Origin of the sequence: Streptomyces xiamenensis (assembly GCF_000993785.3) — a bacterium.
Classification (GTDB): Bacteria; Actinomycetota; Actinomycetes; order Streptomycetales; family Streptomycetaceae; genus Streptomyces; species Streptomyces xiamenensis.
The window spans coordinates 5,136,477-5,158,460 of record NZ_CP009922.3 but is presented as its reverse complement, the minus strand read 5'-3'; the positions used below and the strand labels follow the sequence as shown (position 1 = coordinate 5,158,460).

The following is a 21,984-nucleotide window of genomic DNA, read 5'->3' as shown; positions in this document are numbered from 1 at the left end:
TGTCAGTGGGCCGTAGCACAATGGCGGGCATGCAGCTCACCAAGAAGGGCCACTCCTGCGTACGGCTCACCCGGGACGACGGGCGGGTTCTCGTCATCGATCCCGGGCGGTTCAGCGAGGAGGACGCGGCGCTGGGCGCCGACGCCGTCCTGGTCACCCACGAGCACCCGGACCATTTCGACGAGGAGCGGCTGCGCACGGCCCTGGAGGCGAACCCCGCCGCCGAGGTGTGGACGCTGCGCAGCGTCGCCGAGCAGCTTGGCGCGGCCTTCCCCGGCCGGGTGCGCACCGTGGGGCACGGCGACAGCTTCACCGCCGCCGGCTTCGGGGTCGAGGTGCACGGGGAGCTGCACGCGGTGATCCACCCCGACATGCCGCGGGTCACCAACATCGGCTTCCTGGTGGACGGCGAGGTCTTCCACCCCGGCGACGCGCTCACCGTGCCGGACCGTCCCGTGCACACGCTGCTGCTGCCCGTCCACGCTCCGTGGAACAAGTTCTCGGAGATCGTGGACTACGCCCGCGAGGTCGGCGCCCAGCGGGCGCTGGCGGTCCACGACGGGCTGCTGAGCGACACCGGCCTGGGCGTCTACGGCCGCAATCTGGGGCCGCAGGGTCCGGGCATCGGCGGCACCGCCTACACCCGGATGACCCCCGGCGATTCCACCACCGTCTAAGAGTCTGAGAGAGATCCCGAGCCGATGCGCATCGCCACCTGGAACATCAACTCGATCACGGCACGCCTGCCGAGGCTGCTCGCCTGGCTGGAGAGCAGCGGCACCGACGTGCTGTGCCTCCAGGAGCTGAAGTGCGCCGCCGAGGCGTTCCCCACCGAGCAGCTGCGGGCACTGGGGTACGAGGCGGCCGTGCACGCGGACGGCCGCTGGAACGGGGTCGCGGTGGTCTCCCGGATCGGGATCTCCGAGCCGGTGACCGGGCTGCCGGGCGGCCCCGACTACGACGGGCTCAACGAGCCGCGCGCGGTCTCCGCCACCTGTGCCGGGGTGCGGGTGTGGTCGGTGTACGTGCCCAACGGGCGCGAGGTCGGGCACCCGCACTACGACTACAAGCTGCGCTGGCTGGCGGCGCTGCGCGAGGCGGTGCGCGCGGACGCGGCGGCGGGGCGGCCGTTCGCGGTGCTCGGCGACTTCAACATCGCGCCGGCGGACGAGGACGTGTGGGACATCTCGGCGTTCGAGGGGGCCACGCATGTGACGGCGGCGGAGCGGGAGGCACTGGCCTCGCTGCGCGGCACGGGGCTGAGCGATGTGCGGCCGCGCCCGCTGAAGTACGACCACCCGTTCACGTACTGGGACTACCGGCAGCTGGGCTTCCCGAAGAACCGGGGCATGCGCATCGATCTGGTGCTGGGCAACGCGGCGTTCGCGGGCGGGGTCAAGGACGCCTACGTGGACCGCGAGGAGCGCAAGGGCAAGGGCGCCTCCGACCACGCGCCGGTCGTGGTCGACCTGGAGGTGTAGGGCCCCGGGGGCGAAATTCCGCCACGAACAAGAAGACGGGTGTGGCCTTGTGGTGCCCTGCGGGCCCGGGGTGGGACGCTGAAGCGCATGAACATCCCTTTCCTGGACAACTGGCGCAAGCGGGCCGAACCGCGGCTTGGGGCCCCTCCGGGTCAGCGGGCGGGAGACGGCGCGCAGGGCGCCTGGGCCGATCCCGAGGGCGTGGCACAACTGCTGTCCGAGTGCGAGCTGCTGCGGGCCAGGGCACTGGCCGCCGGGGTGGCGCTCGGAGACACGCCCGAATCGCTGGAAGCGCTGGACCAGTTGCTGCCACGGTGGCGGGACGATCCGGAGGAGATGGCCGGTCTGGGCACGGACGCGGGCCTGTATCTGGGCACGGTGCTGGTCCGTACGGTGCTGGGGGCCCGGTGGGTGCCGGGGGCGCACGGCGGGCCGGTGGTGGCGATGGTCTCGGGGCGGCGGGTGGATGTGCTGACGGCCGGTCACGACTGGGCGGACACCGGAGTGCCCGAGCTGTCCCAGGTGTACGCGGAGAGCGCCGGGTTCTGAGCCGGTGCCCGCGCCGGGGCCTTCTCGGCCGCCGAAGCTCGGCCGCCGGGACTCAGCCGCCGGGACTCAGCCGCCGAAGCCGATGGCGTACTCCAGACGCCAGCGATCGCCCCGCAGCACGGTGTCGGAGGTCTCCACGGCCCGGTCGTGCTCGTCGTAGTGGGTGCGCTGCACGGCGGTGAGGCACTGGCCGGGCGAACAGCCCAGCGCGTCGGCCTCGGCCCCGGTGGCGGGCCGGGAGGCGACGGTCTCGGTGGCGCGGACGATCCGGATGCCGATCGCCGCGAACCGGCCGCGGACACCGCGCCGGGCATAGGGGCCGCGTTCCGGGTGCAGGACGTCGGTGCCCTTGGTGAGGGCCAGCGGCTCCCAGCTGGTGGCGAGTTGCAGGGGGCGGCGGTCCGCCAGGTACTCGTACTGGGTGCACATCAGCGGTTCGCCGACGCCGACGCCGAGGCGGGCGGCGATCTCGGGCGGTGCGGCGACGGCCGTGGAGGTGGCCTCCCAGATCAGGTCGGGCTGTTCGCCGGCCGGGCCCTCCTGGTGCCCCTCCCCCGGGCCGTGACCGTGGCCATGGGCGTGCTCGCGACCGCCGGACAGGATCTGGATGCGGGCGGCGAGCGGGCTGTCGACGGCCCCGGTGGAGCGGAGGAGGACGCCGAGCGGTTCGCGGTCGCTGACGAAGACGCCGCGCCCGAACTGGCCGGTGGCGTATCCGGCGGCCTTCAGCACCCGTACGGCGCGGTCCACCGTCTGGTCGCTGGCGGTGTAGGTGCGTTTGAGCTCGGCGCGGGAGGGGATTCGCGCGCCCACCGCAAGCGTGCCCTCGTCGATCTGCTGCCGCAGATCGTCCGCGATGCGCTGGTATACCGGCCGGGCGTCGCCCATCCTCATCATCCTTTCCGCCGACGTCCAGGCTACGTCACTATGTCACGCGCGGTCAGAGGTCCTTACTCCTGGTGAGCTTGGGCTGGGGCACGGTCGCCACGCGGGTGACGTCCTTGACCAGTTCGACGACATCGGGACCGTACGCCTGGGAGTTGACCACCTTCAGCAGCAGGACGAAGGTGCCGCCCGAGCCGTATTTGCGGCTGAGGCGGGCGTTGTGGCGGGCGAGGTAGCGGGCGGCGGCCTGGTGGGTGATGGAGCGCTGGCCGCAGGCGAGGAAGACGGGGCGGCCCTCCTGCCCGGCGGTGAGGCGGGCGAGCAGGACGTGTTCGACGGAGCCGTTCTCCAGCCGGAAGCGCTCGCTGCCGATGACGAACGCCCCCCGGTCGGGTCCAGGGTCGGCGTCCGTGTTGACGGAGACTCCCGGCAGCAGGCTGTGGAGGTGCGCGGCGGAGCGGCGATTGGCCACCGGCGAGCCGAGGCAGAACTCGGTGCGCTCGCCGAAGCCCTGCCGGGCGGTCTCCCCGGATATCAGCTGGGCGCGGGCCCCGCAGTTGCGTATGACGGCGGAGAGTTCCAGCAGGGCCATCACGTCGTTGCGGGCCACGGCGCCGTCCGTGCCGGTGTCGCGGCTGACCACCAGCATGCACTCGGAGTTGTCCGGCAGGCCGAAGAACTCCTGGCGGCGGCAGTGGGCGAGCGTGCTGAGGCGGCTGCGGGCGAACCAGCCCAGGGCGAGAGCGGCGAGGGCGGTCACGGCGATCGCGATCGCGAGGGTACGGGCGTCTTCGGTCATGGGCGGGGACTCTACCGGCGGGGTGTGACGTCCTCGACCCCCCTGAAGGCCACGGTCCGCTCCCGGTGGGGCGGGAATCGCGGTGGGGTGGCAATCGCGGTGGATTCGGCGACGTAACGCTGATGCCCTTGCCACGGTGCGTGACGGATCCTACCGTCGCAACGGATCCGCTCCGCGTGTCCATCGCCCCATCCACAGGAGCAGCTGATGGCTGATGCTGATGTCGTACGCGCCGCGTTGGTGCAGGCCACCTGGACCGGCGACACCGAATCGATGATCACCAAGCATGAGGAGTACGCGAGGCAGGCGGCCCGGTCCGGGGCTCGGGTGATCGGGTTCCAGGAGGTGTTCAACGCCCCGTACTTCTGTCAGGTGCAGGAGGCCGAGCACTACCGGTGGGCCGAACCGGTGCCGCAGGGGCCGACCGTCGAACGGCTGCGGTCGCTGGCCCGCGAGACGGGCCTGGTGATCGTGGCGCCGCTCTTCGAGATGGAGGACGCCGGGCACTACTACAACACGGCGGCGGTGATCGACGCCGACGGCACGGTGCTCGGCAGGTACCGCAAGCACCACATCCCGCAGCTGCCGGGCTTCTGGGAGAAGTTCTACTTCCGCCCCGGGAATCTGGGATGGCCGGTGTTCGACACGGCGGCGGGCCGGATCGGTGTCTCCATCTGCTACGACCGGCACTTCCCCGAGGGCTGGCGGGCGCTGGGGCTGGCCGGGGCCCAGCTGGTGTTCAACCCCTCGGCCACCTCGCGCGGTCTCTCGGCGCATCTGTGGCAGCTGGAGCAGCCGGCGGCGGCCGTGGCCAACGGCTACTTCGTGGCGGCGATCAACCGGGTGGGTACGGAGGAGTACGGCGACAACGACTTCTACGGCACCAGCTACTTCGTGGATCCGCGCGGGCGGTTCGTGGGCGAGGTGGCGAGCGACCAGGAGGAGGAACTGCTGGTGCGGGATCTGGACTTCTCGGCGATCGGGGAGGTGCGGCGGCAGTGGGCGTTCTACCGGGACCGGCGGCCGGACGCGTACGAGGGGCTGGTGCGGCCATGAGCGCGCGGACCGGCTCCCTGCACGAGCGGCACCGGGCCGTCCTGCCGCGGTGGCTCACGCTCTACTACGAGCGGCCGCTGGAGCTCACGCACGGCGCGGGCCGGCATGTGTGGGACGCGGACGGCAACCGCTATCTGGACTTCTTCGGCGGCATCCTGACGACGATGACGGCGCACGCGCTGCCGGAGGTGGCGAAGGCGGTCGGCGAGCAGGCGCAGCGCCTGGTGCACTCCTCGACGCTGTATCTGAGCCGTCCGATGGTGGAACTGGCGGAGCGGATCGCGGATCTGTCGGGGATCGAGGACGCCCGGGTGTTCTTCACGACGTCGGGCACCGAGGCGAACGACGCGGCGCTGCTGCTGGCCTCGGCGTACCGCGGGGGCGCCAACCAGGTGCTGGCGATGCGCAACAGCTACCACGGGCGGTCCTTCTCCACGGTGGGGATCACCGGCAACGCGGCCTGGTCGCCGACCACCCTCTCGCCGCTGCAGACCCTGTACGTGCACGGCGGTGTACGGACGCGTGGCCCGTACGCCGCGTTGCCGGACGAGGAGTTCATCGCGGCGGCGGTGGCCGACCTGGAGGACATGCTGGCGCACACCCGCCCGGCCGGGGTGGCGGCGCTGATCGCCGAACCCGTGCAGGGGGTGGGCGGTTTCACCTCCGGGCCCGACGGGCTGTTCGCGGCCTTCCGTGAGGTGCTGGCGCGGGAGGGGATCGTGTGGATCAGCGACGAGGTGCAGACGGGGTGGGGCCGTACCGGTGACCACTTCTGGGGCTGGCAGGCGCACGCGGCGGCCGGGCCGCCCGACCTGCTGACGTTCGCGAAGGGCATCGGCAACGGGATGTCGATCGGGGGCGTGGTGGGGCGCGCGGACATCATGGACGCGCTGGACGCGAACTCCATCTCGACGTTCGGCGGCAGTCCGGTGACGATGGCGGCCGGGCTGGCGAACCTGGGGTATCTGCTGGAGCACGACCTGCAGTCGAACGCCCGCCGGGTGGGGGCGGAACTCCGCGAGCGCCTGGTGGCGGGCGCGGAAGACCTCGCGCTGGTACGGGAGGTACGCGGGCGCGGTCTGATGATCGCCGTCGAGGTGGTGCGGCCGGGGACCGGTGAGCCGGATCCGGCGGTGGCGGCCCTGGTCCTGGAGCGGGCCCGGGAGGCGGGGCTGCTGATCGGCAAGGGCGGCGGGCCCGGTGGGAGTGTCCTGCGGATCGCGCCGCCGCTGAGCCTGACCGGGGAGGAGGCGCGCGAGGGCGCGGAACTGCTGGTGGCCGCCCTGGCCGGGGTGGACGCGGAACTGGCGGGGCGGAACGGGTAGGAGGCAGGGGGGCGCCGCCGTAGGGTGTGCGCCCATGGATCAGTTGGTGGAACAGGAAGTCTCCGGCGGTCTGGGGCGGCTGACGCTGAACCGGCCGGCCGCGCTGAACGCGCTGACGGCGGAGATGGTGGCGGCGATGGCGGGGGCGCTGGCGCGCTGGGAGGACGATCCGGAGGTCGGCGGGGTGCTGCTGCGCAGCGCCTCGCCCCGGGCGTTCTGCGCGGGTGGTGATGTGCGGGCGGCACGCGAAGCGGTGCTGGCGGGGACGCCGGAGGCGGCGGACGCCTTCTACGCCGCCGAGTACGCGCTCAACGGCCGCATCGCGCGGTTCCCCAAGCCGTATGTGTCGCTGATCGACGGCCTGGTGATGGGCGGCGGGCTGGGGATCTCGGTGCACGGTTCGGTGCGGGTGGTGACCGAGCGGGCGGTGTTCGCGATGCCGGAGACCAGGATCGGGTTCTTCCCCGATGTCGGGGCAAGCTGGTTCCTGCCCCGGCTGGGGCTGCCGCTGGGCCGGTATCTGGGGCTGACCGGGGCCCGGCTGGACGCGGCGCGGGCGCTGGAGTGCGGTCTGGCCACCCACTTCGTCCCGCGGGAGGAACTCCCGGGTCTTGAGGAGGCGTTGCGCACGCCGGCCGACGGGGTGGTGGCGACGGTGGAGCGGTTCGCCCGGCCGGCGCCGCCGGCCGGAATGGAGTGGGCGGAGCAGCGCGAGCTGATCGGGCGGTGCTTCGCGGACGCGGACCCGCGACGGATTCTGGAGCGGCTGGCCGCCGAGCCCGGTGCGTGGGCGCGGGAGACCCGGCGGGAGCTGGCCGGGTTCTCCCCCACCAGTCTGTGGCTGACCTGCGAGTTGCTGGAGCGGGGCGCGGCGAGCGAGGACCTGGCGGTGTGTCTGGAACGGGAGTTGCTGCTCGCGTCCCGGGTGGCGCGCGGGGCGGACTTCGCGGAGGGGGTGCGGGCGCTGCTGGTCGACAAGGATCAGCGTCCGCGCTGGCGGCCGGAACGGCTGGATCAGGTTGATGTGGCGGGGTGGACGGCGGGCGTTCCCGGGTAGCCAGGCCGGGGCCGCCGGGCTCCCCGGCGGCGGGTGCACCGCCGCCCCCGCCCGCTCCGTCGGCGCCGCCGTCCGCGCCGCCGGCGCCCTGACCGGCAGGGTCACCGCCACCGCCCGCACCGCCCGCCCCCGCGGCGGGCCCGCTGTCCTGGCCCTCGGTCAGTCCGCCGTCGCGGGCCGCGTCGATCTCCTCCACGGCTTCCTGGACGGCGTCGGGCACCGCGTCCCGCACGGCGGACTGCACGGTGGGCCGCAGCACGGTGAACCACAGCCCGGTGAGCAGCGCGCCGATGGGTACCGCGGCGATCAGGGCGCGGGGCAGCCACTGCGGGATGATCGTTGCCCTCACCGACACGGACGGTACGACGCACGAGCAGACGATCAGCCTGCGCGACGAGCCCGGCGGGCAGAGCTTCGAGGTGACCGGCTCGGATGTCGTCGTCCTCCGCCTGACCACGGAATCCGCGCACGGGGCGCGGGATGACACCCGGCTGGCCATCGCGGGGGGGAACTCTTCGGCCGCCGCTGACCCCTGCCCGCCACTCCCGCCCCACGGCTGCGGGCGGCCGGACGGCGGTGTGCCACGGCGATGGTGGTGTCGTACTGGGGGTGGGGCGGGCGCGCGCCGGACATTCCCGGCGCACGTTTCCCCGTGCCACTCCGGCGGAATGAAACGTTTAACACACTGCGCCGTACACGCATGCCCCGCCCCGCCGTGCACGACCCCCGGCGCGGCCGACCGCCCGGAACCGTGCCGCCCTCCGCATCCCGACCCCCTTCTTCACCCGGGGCACACCTCCCACCCCCTCCCGAAAGGTGATGACTTGACCTCCGACACCCGAACAGCACTGGTGGTGCGCGGTGGCTGGGACGGCCACCGGCCCGTGGAGACCACGGACCTCTTCCTCCCGTTTCTGCGGCAGCACGGCTTCCGGGTGCGGACCGCGCAGTCCCTCGACGTCTACGAGGACGCCGAACACCTGGCCGCCACCGACCTGATCGTCCAGTGCTGGACCATGGGCGAGATCAGCCGGGAGCAGTGCGCGGGCCTGGCCGCCGCCGTGCGCGCCGGCACGGGCCTGGCCGGCTGGCACGGCGGCATCGTCGACTCCTTCCGGGGGACCCCGGAGTACGCGCTACTGACCGGCGGCCAGTTCCTCATGCACCCGCCCGGCTTCAGCGACCACCGCGTCAGCCCGGTCGCCGGCCGTGCCGACCACCCGGTGATCGCCGGTCTGGACGCCTTCGATGTGCACACCGAGAAGTACTGGGTGGCCACCGACCCGCTGAACGACGTGCTGGCCACCGTCACCTTCGACGCGGACGCCACCCGGCCGCGCGCCGCCGTCGTCCCCGCCGTGTGGACCAGGGAGTGGGGCGAGGGCCGGGTGTTCGTCTCCACCATCGGCCACAAGCCGGACGACTTCGACGTCCCGCAGGTCCGCGCCCTCACCGAGAGGGGCCTGCTGTGGGCAAGCCGCTGAACGTCGGCGTCATCGGGGCCGGAGCGATCAGTGGCGCCTACGCCGCGACCCTGAAGGACCTGGACGGCCTGCGCGTGGCGGCCGTCACCGACCTCGACCGGGCGCGCGCCGAGCGGCTGGCCGGCACGCTCCCCGGAGAGGTCGCCGTCGCCGGCACGGCCGACGCCCTGCTGGCCCGTGACGATGTGGACGCCGTCCTCAATCTCACCCTCCCCGCGGTCCACGCGACGGTGAGCCTGGCCGCGCTGCGGGCCGGTAAGCACGTCTACAGCGAGAAGCCCCTGGCCGCCCGCCGGGAAGAGGCCGACGTCCTGCTGGCGGAGTCCCGTGCGCGCGGGCTGCGGGTGGGGTGCGCCCCGGACACGGTGCTCGGTACCGGCATCCAGACCGCCCGCCGGGCGGTGGACGACGGGGAGATCGGTACGCCCGTGGCGGCCACGGCGTTCATGACCACGGCCGGGCACGAGAGATGGCATCCGGACCCGGAGTTCTACTACCGGCCCGGGGGCGGTCCGCTGCTGGACATGGGCCCGTACTATCTCTCCGCCCTCGTCCACCTGCTGGGCCCGGTCGCCCGGGTCGCCGGAGCGGCGTCACGGTCCCGGGCGGAGCGCCTCATCGGCAGCGGCCCGCGCGCCGGAACCCGCTTCCCGGTCGAGGTGGACACCCATGTGACGGGCCTGCTGCACCACGTGGGCGGCGCCGTGACCACGCTCGTCATGAGCTTCGACATCCAGGCCGCGCGGCTGCCCAGTATCGAGGTCTACGGGACGACGGGCACACTGTCCGTCCCGGACCCGAACACCTTCGACGGGATCACCTCCCTCAGCCGGGACACCGGGGAGTGGGAGCCGCTGCCCGCCTCCGCCGGGTACCGGCCCGGCGCGCGCGGAGCCGGTCTCGCGGACCTGGCGGACGCGCTGGCGACGGGCCGCCCCCACCTCGCCTCGGCCGAACTCGCCGCCCATGTCCTGGATGTGATGCTCACGCTGCTGGGCGCCGCGGAGCACGGCGGCACCCTGCCCGTCACCCGCGCCACCGGCCGCCCGGACGCCGTCCCGGGGCCGGTCACCACCTTCCGGTCGGCGGACTGAGCGGGGGCACTGTTTCCCGGCGTCCGTGGGGGTGCGTCCCCGGGGGACGCACCCACCGGCGGCCGGGGTCGCTCAGGGGGTGCAGACGTTGGTCAGCTCGCCCGCCGCGTCCCGCAGGGGCGTCATGTCGGGCGAGGTGTCCCCCTCGGCGACCGCCGTCTGCATGTTGTTCACGGCCTCCTTCAGGTTCTCGACCGCCTGGGAGACATCGGCGTCACTCGTCTTGTCGCCGAGGTCGGCGAGGGTCCCGTCGATCTCGGTGAGCGAGGTGTCGAGCTGGGTGGGGTCGTCCGACACCTGCTCGACGCTGCGCTGGAGGTCGTCCACCTGCCCCGCGATGGTGTCGGCGGCCCGGACACAGTCCATGGCCTTGTCGACAGCGGCGCAGCCGGTGGTGGTGAGGGCTGCGACGAGCGCGGCGCCGGCCGCGAACGTCAGAGCAACGGGACGGGTCATTCGCTTCACCATGGATACCTCGATCCGGTCAGGTGTGATCACGATGGCGGCAGCGTGACGGACGGACCGCCGCTGCCGTTGTGGGGAGTGGAGTGGTGTGGACTGCTGCGGGTGGCCCCGCGAAGCTCCGAACATGGCACGGGATTTCGTGAAGTGATACCCGGGGCGGCCCCGGTTCCCGTCACGGTCCACGACGCGGCGGGCGGGGCGGGAGAGCGGGACGGAGCCACCCGGAATCCCGGGGGCCCCTCCTGCGGCCGGGCGGGTTCAGCAGCGCATGACCCGGGTTCCGGCGAGGGACGGCCGCTCGGTCGCGGAAGAAGGCGCCGGCCGGGCTTGCGCCGGGAAAGTGGCGTGGAAGGACGCGCCCGTGGGCTCGGCGGCGCCCTGGTCCTCGATCGAAGCGGCGTTGTCGTCGCTCGTCTCGCGGTGCCTGCGGTGTGCCGCGCCGTCCTTGTCGGTGCTCTGCGACTGGAGCAGGTCCAGGTCGCCGTGCCGGGGAGAGGAGCCGGCCGGGAAGGATGTCGCGGACTCGCCCGGCTGAAGCGTCGAGCTCATCCCGCCGAACAGGAAGACGGCGAACATGAAGAGCGCGGCCACGCCCCCGCACAGCGTGCGTGCTCCGCGCGCGTTCGCCTTCATGGCCGCCCGTCTTTTCGATCCGGTTCCGCTGCCGCCGGCAGCAGGACTTCCCGAGTCCTCCGGAATGTGCCTGGACAGGATATGCACCGGTTCTGAAGCCCACCTGAACACGAGGTGTACAAACCGTGTGGGAGTTCCCCCGCGGCGTCACCGCCGTGATCTGCGGCCCTCTCGGCACGGTGAGACGGCCGGCGAGCGGTACGGCGGTGCCCCACCACCGCACGCCGGCCCGGCTCCGCGCGGACACGGCGGGCTTGCCCCTGACGCCGACGTCAGGTTCTAGGGTGACCGGCGTCGGCGCCCACCGACCGTCTCACCCCCCTTGACCTTGCGAAACGGCCGGTCCCGGCCGCGCGGAGAGGCAGGATGTCATGCGCGCAGTCCGCTATCACGAGTACGGCGGCGTGGAGAACCTCGTGGTCGAGCACGTGCCGGACCCCCAGCCAGGGCCCGGCGAAATCCGCGTCCGCGTCACGGCGGCCAGTGTCAATCCGATCGACTGGAAGGTGCGCTCCGGCGCGGCGCGCGAGCTGCTTCCCCTGGACCTGCCCGCGATTCCCGGGCGGGACGCCGTCGGTGTGGTCGACGAGATCGGTGCGGGGGTGCGAGGAGTGAGCGTCGGCGACCGCGTCTTCGGGCTGGGCGGCGTCACCGGTGCGACGGCGCAGCTTGCCGTGCTCTCGGCCTGGGCCCACGCCCCCACCACGTGGACCGACGAGGAGGCCGCCGGTGCCGGGCTGGCGTCCGTGACCGCGCTCGGCGGACTGAACGCGCTCGGCGGACTGCGAGGGCGCACCCTGCTCATCGAGGGCGCTGCCGGAGGTGTGGGCAGCGCCGCCGTCGAGATCGCCGTGGCCCGGGGCGCCACCGTGATCGGGACGGCCGGCGAGCGCAACCACGCGTTCCTGACCTCTTTGGGAGCCGTCGCGACCACCTACGGCACCGGCCTCGACGAACGCCTCGCCGCCTTGGCTCCCGGCGGTGTCGATGCCGCCCTCGATACCGCGGCCTCCGGGTCCCTTGCCGATCTCGTCGCGATCGTGGGCGACCCGGCTCGCGTGTCGACGGTCGCCGACCACGCGAACGCGGAGCGCCTGGGTGTGCGTGTGGTCAACGCGGAGAACGACTCCTCGCTCCTCGCCGAAGCGGGCGAACTCGGCCGGGAAGGCCACTACACACCGCGCGTCGAACGGAGCTATTCCCTCGACCGGATCGCGGAAGCGCACGCGTACGCCGAGCTCGGACACACCCGGGGGAAGATCGTGATCCGCCTCTGAGCCAGCCGCTCCCCTCCGCGAGGGCCTCGGCGCTCCCGGCGGCCCACCGCCTGCCGGGCGTCACCGGTGACGGCCCCGGCTCGGGTGAGCCGGGGCCGCCGGTGGCTCAGAGGAACAGGTCCTTGCGCCGGAACAGCTGGACCGAGACGGCCGAGACCGCCACGGAGGCGGCGGTCAGACCCAGCACCACGGCCGCGAAGACCCCGGTGTTGCCGACGTGACGGTCCACGTCGAACAGGGAGAAGACCGTGAAGTACCGCAGGAAGGACAGGTTCGGGCTCAGCGGCTCCACCATGCTCAGGAAGTACTGGAATATGACCAGCCCGGTGGAGCCCGCGAGCGCCTCGACACCGGTGTTCGTCAGCATCCGGATCAGGAAGACGACCGAGCCCAGGAAGAGGAACAGCACCAGCAGATTGACGTTGAGCACGACCATGCCCTGCCATTCGATGGGCGAGCCCCAGTCGAACACCAACTGGCCCAGCACCATGGAGACCAGCGAGACCACGGCGATCCCCACCGAGGCGAGCAGGAAGAACACCAGACGCGCGATCAGGTAGGAGGCCCTGGGCAGGGCGCCGTTGAGGAAATAGTTCAAGGAGGTGTCGTCGATCGGCTTGGACGCCAGCCGGTGCCCCAGCAGCAGGACGAGCGCCATCATGAAGTAAAGGTGCAGCGAGTTGTAGTAGTTGGCCGTCAGGAACCCGAAATACTGCGTCTGGTCCCCCGATACCCCCAGCGCCTGCCGCAGCTGCTCGGGGATCGTGTCCAGCATCTCCGTGTAGGTGGCGTCGGCGGACAGCAGCGGGAAGAGCCACGCCAGTGACAGCACCATCGAGCCGATCACCACCGCGGCGGCGGCCAGCAGCGGCGCGTTGGTGAGGAACGAATACCTCAGAACGGTCCGGTTCATCACGCCACCTCTCCTCGGTACGCCTCACGGAAGTAGTCGCGGAAGGACTGGCGTTCGGTCTCCACGTCGGCAACGGGGTGCGGCGCCAGGGCTCTGACGATCTCCCCGGTGTCGCCGCGGGGCTGGAAGACCAGGGTGCGCGGGCCCGCCTGTTCCACCGCGAAGCCCGCGAAGGACGCGGCGCTCACCTTCTCCGTGAACGTCACCTTCAGAGCGGTCCGCAGGGCGGTGCGGACCGATTCCATCGTCTGGGTCGAGACGATGCGCCCGTCCCGGATGATGCTGATGCGGTCCGCGACCGCCTCCACCTCCTCGAAGATGTGGGAGGAGAGCAGGATCGTGGTGCCCGCCCGCTTCGCCTCGACGAGCAGCGCGATCAGCTCGTCCTGCATGAGCGGGTCGAGACCGCTGGCGGGTTCGTCGAGGATGACCACCTCGGGGTCGGTCATGAAGGTCGCGATGATGGCGAGCTTCTGCTTCATGCCCTTGGACATCTTGCCGATCGGCGTGTCCAGACGCAGCCGGAGCCGGTCGACGAGTTCGTCCCGCCGCCGGGTGTCCGTGTGCCCGCGCAACTCCCCCTGCATGCGCAGAAAGGTCCGGGCTGAGACGCCCTGGGGGAAGCCGATCTCACCCGGGAGGTAGCCCAGGCGTGCCTTGGCGGCCACCGGCTCGTGCCAGCAGTCGTGGCCGTCGATCTCGGCGTGCCCGGCGTCCTGTTGGAGGTACCCCATCAGATGGCGGATGGTGGTGGACTTGCCGGCTCCGTTCGGGCCGATGAATCCCAGCACCTCCCCCCGTCCCACCTCAAGGTTGACCTCGAACACGCCCTGGAAGGGTGTGAAGCGCTTGGTCAGCCCTTCGACCTTGATCATCGTGTCTCCTTTCCCTGCTGTCGTGTCCGGCTGCCGGCGAGGGCACCCGGACGGTGTACGGCTGCCCTCGCCGGGCCGGTCCGGGCCGGCGAGCGCGGTGTGCGGCTCGCCGGCCCGGCGCGTCACCGTGGGGCGCCGCAGTGTTCGTCGAGGAGCCTGGCGACCTCGGTGACGTGCGGCGAGCGCAGCATCGAGGCGTGGTCGCCGGGGATGTCGACGAAGGTGACCTCCCGGGTGGTGTACCGGGACCAGTCGGAGAACAGGCCCGCGACGTCGCTCGCGTGCTGTCCGGTGCGGAAGACGAAGACCGGGATGTCCAGCTTCCGGTCCGGCAGGGCCACGTCGCGCGAGTACATCAACTGGTGCATCTGCAGCCGCAGGAACCGGTCCAGGTACTCCGCGCTCAGGAACGCCGCGACCCGGGGGTCCTTGCGTGCCCGGTCGAGCAGGACCCGCTTGGCCTCCTCGTAGGGAAGCTTCCGCAGGAGGTCGCGGTCCTGGTCGAGCATGCCGCCGATGCCCATCGCGAGGATGAAGACGCGGGTCTCCTCCTCCGTCAGGTCGGCGTCCGCGACCGGGATGTCCCCCAGGTTCGGCGGGGTGTCGAGGATGATCAGCCCCTTGGGCTTCACGCCCTTGTCGATGAGCGTCGCGGCCAGGTGGAAGGCGATGTGGCCGCCCAGCGAGTGGCCCCCGACGTATCCGCCGTCGCCGAGCACGTCCTCCGCCGCCTCGAAGCAGAAGTCGACCGCTTCCTCGAAGCTCGGCAGGACCAGGGACTCGCCGGCCGCGAGACCGGGTGCCTCCACCCCGTGGATCGCCCCGAACCCCCGCAGGTGGCGGGCGAGTTCGATGTAGCCGAGCACCGTTCCGCCGGCCGGCGGGGCGAAGACGATGTCCGGCCCGTCCCCCGGGGTGGGCCGCAGCCGCACCAGCTTGGCGGCCGGCCGGCCGCCACGGGCGGTGACCTGCTGCTCGTGGTCCTCCAGGGCCGCGGCGAGGGTGCGCACGTCCGGGTAGAGGAACACCTGCTTGGGGTCGACCAGGACGTCTTCCTCCCGGAGCAGCGCCACCAGCTTGATGGTGAGCAGCGAGTCGCCGCCCAGTTCGAAGAAGGAGTCGTCCGGGCCGACCCGCGGGAGGTTCAGCACCGACGCGTACGCGGCCAGCAGGCGCTCCGCGCGCGGCGGGAGGGGCTCGGTGGAGGCAGCCGCCGGATCGGCCACCGGGGCGTCGGCGGCGGTGCGCAGCAGTGACACGTCCACCTTGCCGCTGCTCTTGAGCGGCAGCGCCTCGTAGACCTGGATCACGGAGGGCACCGCGTACGGGGGGAGCAGTCCGCGCACCCTGGTGCGCAGTTCGGCGGGGTCGGTCCCGTCGGCGGCGACGTGCGCGGTGAGCGCGCCGCCGGCTTCGGCGACGCTGAGGACGAACGCGTCGCGGACCCCCGGCAGGGAGCACAGCGCGGCCCGTACCGCGTCCAGTTCCACCCGGTGGCCGCGGACCTTGACCTGCCCGTCGCGGCGGCCCCGGTAGTGGACCACGCCGTCGGCGTCGAGCGTCGCGAAGTCGCCGGTGCGGTACAGGCGTTCCCCCGGAAGGGCCGGGATCTCGGTGAACCGCCGCGCGGTCTCCCCGGCGTTGCCGACATAGCCCAGGGCCAGTCCTTCGCCGCCGACGTACAGCTCGCCCTGGACGCCGAACGGCACCACCTCGCCGTGGTCGTCGACGACGAGGGCGGTACGGCCCCGGATGGGCCGGCCGATCGGCACGGCACCGTGCACGGGAGCGGTCATGGTGTGCGTGGTGGTGAACGTGGTGTTCTCCGTGGGCCCGTAGCCGTTGGTGATCCGTGTTCCGGGGCACCGCTCCAGCACCCGGTTGACGTGCTCGGGTGAGACCACGTCCCCGCCCACCAGCAGATCCGCCACCCCGGCGAACAGCGCGGCGTCGGCATCGGTCAGCTGGTGGAACAGCGGGGCGCTCACCCACATGAGGGTGGGACGCGAGCGCTCGATCTCCGCGCGGAGCCGGGTGACATCGAGGATGTTCTCCTTGTCCGTCAGGACCAGGGTGCCGCCGTTGAGCAGCGGCGCCCACACCTCCAGGGTGGCCGCGTCGAAGGACAGCGACCCGGTCTGCAGGACCCGTGTTCCCTCGTCGAAGGTGATCCAGTCCGGATCGCGGACCAGGCCCACGATGCTGGAGTTGGCGATGGCGACGCCCTTGGGCACCCCGGTGGTGCCGGAGGTGAACATCACGTAGGCCTCGCAGGACCCGGGGATGTCGCGGTCCGGGGCGGTGTCCGTGGTGGAGCGGAACGGGATCTCCCGTACCTCCCCTGCGGGCTCGCCCGCCGCGTCGACGGCGACCCAGCCGGTGGTGGTGAGGTGGCCGCGGATCCCGCCGGCCCGCAGGACGGCCGAGGTCACCGACGCCGGCTGGTCAGGGTCGACCGGTACGTAGGAGGCGCCCAGGCGCAGGATGCCGAGCATCCCCACGACCGTCTCGACCCGCTTGGCCGCGTCGAGCGCCACCCGGTCGCCGGCCGCCACGCCGTGCGCGGCGAGGTGCGCCGCGACGCCGGCGCTGTGGGCGTCCAGCTCGCGGTAGGTGAGGCGCTGTTCGCCGTGGACCAGTGCGGTGCGGCCGGCGAAGGCGCGCGCCGTGGAGGCGAACGCGGCGGCCACCGAGCCCTGTTCGGGTGTCTCGCGGGTGTTGCGGCCCAGCCGCAGGGCGGCTTCCCGTTCCCCGGCGGGGACGGCGGTCAGCCGGGAGACCGTCCGCCGCGGGTCCTCGGCCATGGCCTCCAGCAGGGTGCGGAACGCCCGCTGCCAGCCGAGTACGGTCTCCTCGCGGAAGAGCGCGGTGGCGTACTCGAAGGCGAGGACCAGCCCGTCCTCCCGCTCGTAGGCGTGCAGCGACAGCTCGAAGCGGGCGATGCGGTGCCGCAGTTCCAGCGGGGACCTGGTGGTGCCGGCGAACTGCGGGAAGTCCTCCGTGGGGACGTAGTTGAACATGGTCTGGGCCAGCGGCGGGCGGGAGGTGTCCCGTTCGGGGGCGAAGTCCGCCACCATGTGGTCGAACGGGTAGTCCTGGTGCCGCAGCAGTTCCGTCATCCCCTGCCGGACCGCCGCGCACTGCTCGTGCACCGTCCGGTCGGCGGGCACCGACATCGGGTACGGGAGGGTGTTGACGAACATGCCGACGGCCTCGGCCAGTCCCGGGTCGTCGCGGCGCATCGCGGGCATGCCGAGGAGGAAGTCCTGCCGCCCGGTGAGCCGGGACAGCAGCACACCGAAGGCGGTGGCCAGCCAGACCGCCGTGGAGACGCCGACGCCGGCCGCCGCGGCGGTGATCCGCCGCACCTCCTGCGGATCGAGACGGAGGAAGAGGGTGTCCCCCGCGTAGGACTGCATCTGCGGCCGGGGGTGGTCCAGGGGCAGTTCCAGCGGGGCGATGTCCCGTTCCAGCAGCCGGCGCCAGTGGTGCGCGGAGCTGTCGGAGGCGGCGCCGGCCGCGTCCTGGCGGCGCACCGCCGCCGGGACGTCCGCCGGGACGGCCGGCAGGTCCGGCATGTCCTGCGTCGCCAGCGCGTTGTACACCAGGACGAGGTCGCGCATGAAGACGCCGAGCGACCAGCCGTCGGAGGCCAGATGGTGGTGCGAGACGATCAGCACCGACCGTTCGCGCGGCAGTTGGGCGAGGGTGCAGCGGGCCAGTGGGGCGGCGGCGAGGTCGTACTTGTGCCGCAGTTCCCCGTCGAGGACCTGCGACAGCCGGGCCCGCGCCTCCTCCTCGTCCAGTTCCGCGAGCGGGGACAGGTGCAGCGTGACCTCGGGCCGCTCCACGACGCGGGTGACGGGAGTGCCGCCGACCGTGTCGAAGACCGTCCGCAGCGCCTCGTGCCGGCGGGTGACGAAGGCCAGGGCCTTCTCCAGCAGGCCGGCGTCGATGCCGCCGGTCAGCTCCCAGGCCGCCACGATGTTGTACAGGGCCAGGCCGGGTTCGACGTTCTCCGCGAAGAAGATCCGGCGCTGGGCGGCCGACGGTCCGTCCCCGGGCTCCGTGCCGGGCGCGGTGGCGGAGCCGGGGTCCGGTGCGGGGCGTGCCGACTTCTCGTCGATCACCCGGGCGATGGCCGACAGGGTCGGGTCCTCGAACACCTCGTGCAGGGCGAGGGTGACGCCGAACTCGGCGCGGATGTCGTTCCCGAGCCGGGCCGCCATCAGCGAGTGCCCGCCGAGGGAGAAGAAGTCGTCGTCCCGTGCCAGGTCCTCGGTGCCCAGGATGCGTTCCCACACGGCCGCGAGCCGGCGTTCCGTCTCCGTCGCGGGGCGGTCGCCGGTGGCGCGGGTGCCGGCCGACTGGAGCAGCCGGACGGTGTCCACCTGCCCGTCGCGCCGCCTGGGGATCTGCGGCACCAGCGCGCTCTCGGCCCCGGCCGCGAGGGCGGCGATCTCGGCGGCGGGTATCTCGCCGTCCGCCGCGTAGTAGTAGGTGGGGACCAGCCGCCAGCCGGGCTTGTGCCGTACCTGCGCGGCGACATCGGTATGCGCGCCGTCCAGGCCGACATAGGTGACCGCGCGGTCGTGGCCGAGCGCGAGCAGCAGGGACTCCAGGGCCAGGTCGGGGTCCAGGGACAGGAAGCCGCGCCGTTCGATCGGCACGGTGTTGCCCTTCGACATGCCAAGGCCCGTCCACGCGCTCCAGCCGAGCGAGACCGCCGCACGGTGGCCCTGGGCGCGCAGGACGCGCACCGCCTCGTTGAGCGCGCTGTTGGAGGCGGAGTACTCGGTGTGCCCGACGCCGCCGAAGTAGGCGTTGACGGAGCTGAAGGCGATCAGCGGGGCGGCCGGTCCCGCCACCTCCGCCAGCGCGAACAGGCCGCCCACCTTCACCGCCGTGTACCGGGCCAGGCGTTCGGCGTCGACCGTCCGCTGCCCGTCGAGGCCCTCCAGCGTCTGGGCGCCGAAGGTGCCGAGACCGGCGAGGTGGAACGCCCCGTCGACGGCCCCGGGTCCGGCGGCCTCCCGCAGCCGCGCGGCGGCGTCGGGCGCGGCCAGGTCCACGGCGAGGTAACGCACCTCGGTCCGGGCCGCCAACGCGTTCAGCTCCCGGCGGCGTTCGGCGTCGAGACGGTCCAGGGGGGTGCTGCCCACCAGAATGAGCCGGGCCTGGTGGCGGTCGGCGAGGAAGCGGCTCACCTCGCGGCCCACCCCGCCCAGTCCGCCGCTGACCAGGTACGTGCCGCCGGCCGTGAGGACCGGTGCGGCGGCCCCGGGCGTGCCGGGGGCGACGGCGGGCGCGGGGGCCAGGACGCGCTCGGAGCGGACGCCGGCGCGGTGGGCGACCACCGCCGCGCCCGAGGGGGCGGTCAGTTCGGCGGCCAGCGCCGCCGCGTTCGCCTCATCGAGGGTGTCGAGATCGCACCAGATGACCGCCGGGTCGTGGGCGTCGCCGTGCACGCTGCGCACATAGCCCTGGAGGGCGCCGAGGTGGGCGCGGGCGGCGGCGTCGCGGCCCCGGTCACCGACGCTCACCAGCAGGATCTTCCGTGCCCGGCCCGCCGGTTCGGCGGCCTGCCGCTCGGCGGTGGCGGTGATCAGCCGCAGCACGTCCGAGGCGTCCCAGCCGTCCCGGGTCAGCGTCAGGTCGACCACGGCGTCGAGGGTCTCGGTGGGGTGTTCCGCGGCCGGGCCCGAGACCACGGTCAGTGCCGCTGCCAGGGTGCGGCCGACCGCTTCCCGGTCGGCCGGGGAGCCGCCGGCCAGGCTCAGGTCCACCGGCCGCCCCGCGGGGGCCGGCAGGACGCGCGGGTGCGTGGTCTCGGTGAAGAACCACGGCGGGATCACGCGCTGCCGGGCGCCGCGCAGCTGGGCGGTCGCCCGCAGCTCCTCGTCGTACTCCCCGGCCGCGAGCCGGGAGACGAGCTTGCCGCGCTGGATCTTGCCGATGCTCGTCTTGGGGATCCGCTCGGTGCGCAGCGGCACGACGTAGCGCGCCGACAGGCCGAACTCGCGCCGCAGGACGGACTGGATCTCCTTGATCTGCGTGGTGACGCCGGCGGGGCCGGTGTCCTGGGGAACGTAGAAGACGGCCAGGTGGTCGGTCACGTCATCCGCGTCGCGCACCGAGCAGGCCGCGGCGAAGGTGGGGACCACCCCGGGAACCGTTTCGACCAGCGCCTCCAGGTCGACGTTCTGGTAGTTGAGGCCGTTGACGATGATCCGGTCGGCGCCGCGTCCGGTGAAGGTGATCTTCCGGTCGCGGACGAACGCCAGGTCGCCGGTGTCGAACCAGCCGTCCTCGCGGAAGAACCGCGCGTTGGCCTCCGGGTTGTTGAAGTACTCCAGCAGCCGGGTGGCGCCTCGGACCTGGAAGGTGCCGATGCGGCCCTCCGGCACGAGGGCGCCGTCCTCGTCGACCACCCGGGCCTCCACGCCGGGGTACACCCGTCCGCACTCGACGAACCGGCCGGCGGTTCCGCCGGGGCGGTCGGCGAAGTCCAGGGCGCCGTCCGGGTGGATGCGGCGCACGTCCTGCACGCCGGTGGTCCGGCCCCGCTCCAGGGTGTCGGAGACGATCACCATGTTGCAGGTCTCCGACATGCCCCACTCGGGCTTGATGGCGCCCGCCGGCAGACCGTGGGGTTCCAGCAGCGTCAGCAGGCGCTGGCAGGTGCCGTAGTGCACCTGCTCGCCGGCGTTGATCCAGCGGCGCACGGCCGACAGGTCCCACCGCCGCTCGCCGGCGTCCGCCACCGCGTCGGCGAGCAGCGCGAGCATGGAGTTGGGGCCCCAGGTGTTCGTGGCCCGGTAGGCGCTCGCCAGTTCGGCCCACCGGGTGGGCTCGCCCAGCACGTACGCGGTCGCGGCGTGCACCTGGGCGGCGCCCAGGTAGACGGGCAGCAGATGCGCGTGGACCAGCCCCACCACGTGCTCGATCGCGAGCCAGTTGAGGAAGACGTCATCGGCCGCGTAGCCGCTGTGCTGCACCGCGGCCCGCTGCTTGTTCAGGAGGTTCGCGTGCGACTGCACCACCCCCTTGGGGGTGCCGGTGCTTCCCGAGGTGAACAGGATCAGCGCGGGCGACGCGGGCTCGATGTCGACCGGCCGGGGCGACCCGTCGTACGCCTCGGCCTCGGCCAGGGACAGCAGCGTGGCGCCCTCCAGCAGCCGCTCCGCCTCCGGGAGCAGGCCCGCGGTGGCCAGCACCCGGGGCCGGTGCGCGGTGGTCCAGATCCGGCGCAGGGCCTCGGCCTCGGTGCGCCGCTCCCGGTAGTCGGCGGAGGGGGTCACCGGTACGGCGGTCGCGCCGCACAGCAGCGTCCCCCACAGGGCGACGGTGAACTCCTCCTGGCTGCCGGCCAGCAGCAGCACGAGGTCACCGGCGGCCACCCCGCCCGACTGGAGCCGGGCGGCGACCCGCTCGGCCCGCGCCAGCAGGCGGGCGTAGGAGACGAAGACGGTGTCCCCCGCGGCGTCCACGAAGTGGCAGCCGGTGTCCTCGCCGGCGCGCGCCGCGCGGTGCAGCGTGGCGGGCAGGGTCCTGGCGTCGCCGGGTACCTCCAGCAGGGGCGGGCCCTGGACGTAGGCGGGGACGGCCGGGCGCGGGCTCGTCCGCGGGGCCCTGCCGCCCGGGGCGCCGTCGCCGGCCACCGGGGCGGCCGGGGTCACCGGGGAGCCGTGGTCGTAGACCTCGCGGTGGAGCAGGACGCTCTCGCGCAGCCCGTACGCCTCCCGCCAGCCGGCCTCGCGTTCGCGCAGCGGCTCGCGGTCCAGGACGGCGGCCTCGCGCAGCAGCGGGTAGTCGACCCGCCCGTGCCGGTCCAGTGGCAGGCTCGTGACGGTGATGACCTCGTCCACCGGCACGCCGGGCAGGTCATCGGCCGTGACGGCACGGCCGGAGGTGGTGCGCACGAAGGCGACGGCCCGCGGGGAGCCGTCCGCCGTGCGGCACTGGACGGCGGCGCACTCGGCGACGTCCGCGGCGCGCAGGGCGGCGGCCTCCACGGTGGCGGCCGGGTAGCGGCGCCCCCGGTGGCGGATCAGTTCGGACGCTCTCTTGGCATGACGTGTGGTCATGGTG

The 21,984-nt window shown here is 73.0% G+C and carries 16 protein-coding genes; 9 read left to right on the top strand and 7 right to left on the bottom strand.

The genetic code is table 11. From position 1 onward, the window contains the following. Positions 1–29 precede the first annotated feature (29 nt). The 3 genes from SXIM_RS23695 (at position 30) to SXIM_RS23685 (ending at position 2,030) form a co-directional block, all read left to right on the top strand. Positions 30–677, top strand: a complete 648-nt coding sequence (locus SXIM_RS23695; RefSeq protein ID WP_030730857.1) for an MBL fold metallo-hydrolase — start codon at positions 30–32, stop codon at positions 675–677. Between the two features lie 24 nt (positions 678–701). Next, a complete protein-coding gene (locus tag SXIM_RS23690; RefSeq protein ID WP_030730854.1) occupies positions 702–1,481 on the top strand; it encodes an exodeoxyribonuclease III in 780 nt (259 codons plus the stop codon). Positions 1,482–1,568: 87 nt separating this feature from the next. Beyond that, positions 1,569–2,030, top strand: coding sequence for a DUF6278 family protein (locus SXIM_RS23685; protein ID WP_046725084.1), 462 nt, complete (start codon positions 1,569–1,571; stop codon positions 2,028–2,030). Positions 2,031–2,096: 66 nt separating this feature from the next. Here the strand turns inward: SXIM_RS23685 and SXIM_RS23680 are convergent, their stop codons facing one another. After that, entirely contained in the window at positions 2,097–2,918 is an 822-nt protein-coding gene (locus SXIM_RS23680; RefSeq protein ID WP_030730848.1) for a GntR family transcriptional regulator, read from the bottom strand. 52 nt (positions 2,919–2,970) lie between these two features. Beyond that, positions 2,971–3,714 carry a hypothetical protein gene (locus SXIM_RS23675; protein WP_046725083.1) on the bottom strand — a complete coding sequence of 248 codons (744 nt, stop codon included), beginning with the start codon at positions 3,712–3,714 and terminating at the stop codon, positions 2,971–2,973. A 207-nt stretch (positions 3,715–3,921) separates the two neighbouring features. Between SXIM_RS23675 and SXIM_RS23670 the strand changes: the two genes are divergently transcribed. The 5 genes from SXIM_RS23670 (at position 3,922) to SXIM_RS23650 (ending at position 9,730) form a co-directional block, all read left to right on the top strand. Next, positions 3,922–4,770 carry a nitrilase-related carbon-nitrogen hydrolase gene (locus SXIM_RS23670; protein WP_030730842.1) on the top strand — a complete coding sequence of 283 codons (849 nt, stop codon included), beginning with the start codon at positions 3,922–3,924 and terminating at the stop codon, positions 4,768–4,770. Continuing rightward, complete coding sequence (locus SXIM_RS23665; protein ID WP_046725082.1) at positions 4,767–6,095, top strand: aspartate aminotransferase family protein; 1,329 nt, start codon at positions 4,767–4,769, stop codon at positions 6,093–6,095. The genes SXIM_RS23670 and SXIM_RS23665 overlap by 4 nt, the downstream gene beginning before the upstream one ends. Before the next feature lie 34 nt (positions 6,096–6,129). Next, positions 6,130–7,152: an enoyl-CoA hydratase/isomerase family protein gene (locus SXIM_RS23660; RefSeq protein WP_046725081.1), complete on the top strand. Its 1,023-nt coding sequence runs from the start codon at positions 6,130–6,132 to the stop codon at positions 7,150–7,152. 824 nt (positions 7,153–7,976) lie between these two features. Further along, positions 7,977–8,636: a ThuA domain-containing protein gene (locus SXIM_RS23655; RefSeq protein WP_030730830.1), complete on the top strand. Its 660-nt coding sequence runs from the start codon at positions 7,977–7,979 to the stop codon at positions 8,634–8,636. Further along, entirely contained in the window at positions 8,621–9,730 is a 1,110-nt protein-coding gene (locus SXIM_RS23650) for a Gfo/Idh/MocA family protein (protein WP_046725080.1), read from the top strand. The genes SXIM_RS23655 and SXIM_RS23650 overlap by 16 nt, the downstream gene beginning before the upstream one ends. Before the next feature lie 72 nt (positions 9,731–9,802). On the opposite strand, the gene SXIM_RS23645 is transcribed toward SXIM_RS23650, so the two are convergent. Together SXIM_RS23645 and SXIM_RS23640 are read right to left on the bottom strand one after the other, a co-directional pair. Further along, positions 9,803–10,186: a hypothetical protein gene (locus SXIM_RS23645; protein WP_234306834.1), complete on the bottom strand. Its 384-nt coding sequence runs from the start codon at positions 10,184–10,186 to the stop codon at positions 9,803–9,805. A 267-nt stretch (positions 10,187–10,453) separates the two neighbouring features. Next, the gene (locus SXIM_RS23640; protein ID WP_148236158.1) at positions 10,454–10,828 is read right to left on the bottom strand and encodes a hypothetical protein; all 375 of its coding nucleotides are present in this window, start codon (positions 10,826–10,828) and stop codon (positions 10,454–10,456) included. A 371-nt stretch (positions 10,829–11,199) separates the two neighbouring features. Between SXIM_RS23640 and SXIM_RS23635 the strand changes: the two genes are divergently transcribed. Then, positions 11,200–12,105, top strand: a complete 906-nt coding sequence (locus SXIM_RS23635) for an NADP-dependent oxidoreductase (protein ID WP_046725078.1) — start codon at positions 11,200–11,202, stop codon at positions 12,103–12,105. A 106-nt stretch (positions 12,106–12,211) separates the two neighbouring features. Here the strand turns inward: SXIM_RS23635 and SXIM_RS23630 are convergent, their stop codons facing one another. The 3 genes from SXIM_RS23630 to SXIM_RS23620 all read right to left on the bottom strand — a co-directional run bounded on the left by SXIM_RS23630 (position 12,212) and on the right by SXIM_RS23620 (position 21,980). Continuing rightward, positions 12,212–13,018, bottom strand: coding sequence for a hypothetical protein (locus tag SXIM_RS23630; RefSeq protein ID WP_046725077.1), 807 nt, complete (start codon positions 13,016–13,018; stop codon positions 12,212–12,214). Next, positions 13,018–13,893 carry an ABC transporter ATP-binding protein gene (locus SXIM_RS23625; protein WP_046725076.1) on the bottom strand — a complete coding sequence of 292 codons (876 nt, stop codon included), beginning with the start codon at positions 13,891–13,893 and terminating at the stop codon, positions 13,018–13,020. The genes SXIM_RS23630 and SXIM_RS23625 overlap by 1 nt, the downstream gene beginning before the upstream one ends. A 122-nt stretch (positions 13,894–14,015) precedes the next feature. Beyond that, the gene (locus tag SXIM_RS23620) at positions 14,016–21,980 is read right to left on the bottom strand and encodes a non-ribosomal peptide synthetase (RefSeq protein WP_046725075.1); all 7,965 of its coding nucleotides are present in this window, start codon (positions 21,978–21,980) and stop codon (positions 14,016–14,018) included. Between the last annotated feature and the right edge of the window lie 4 nt (positions 21,981–21,984).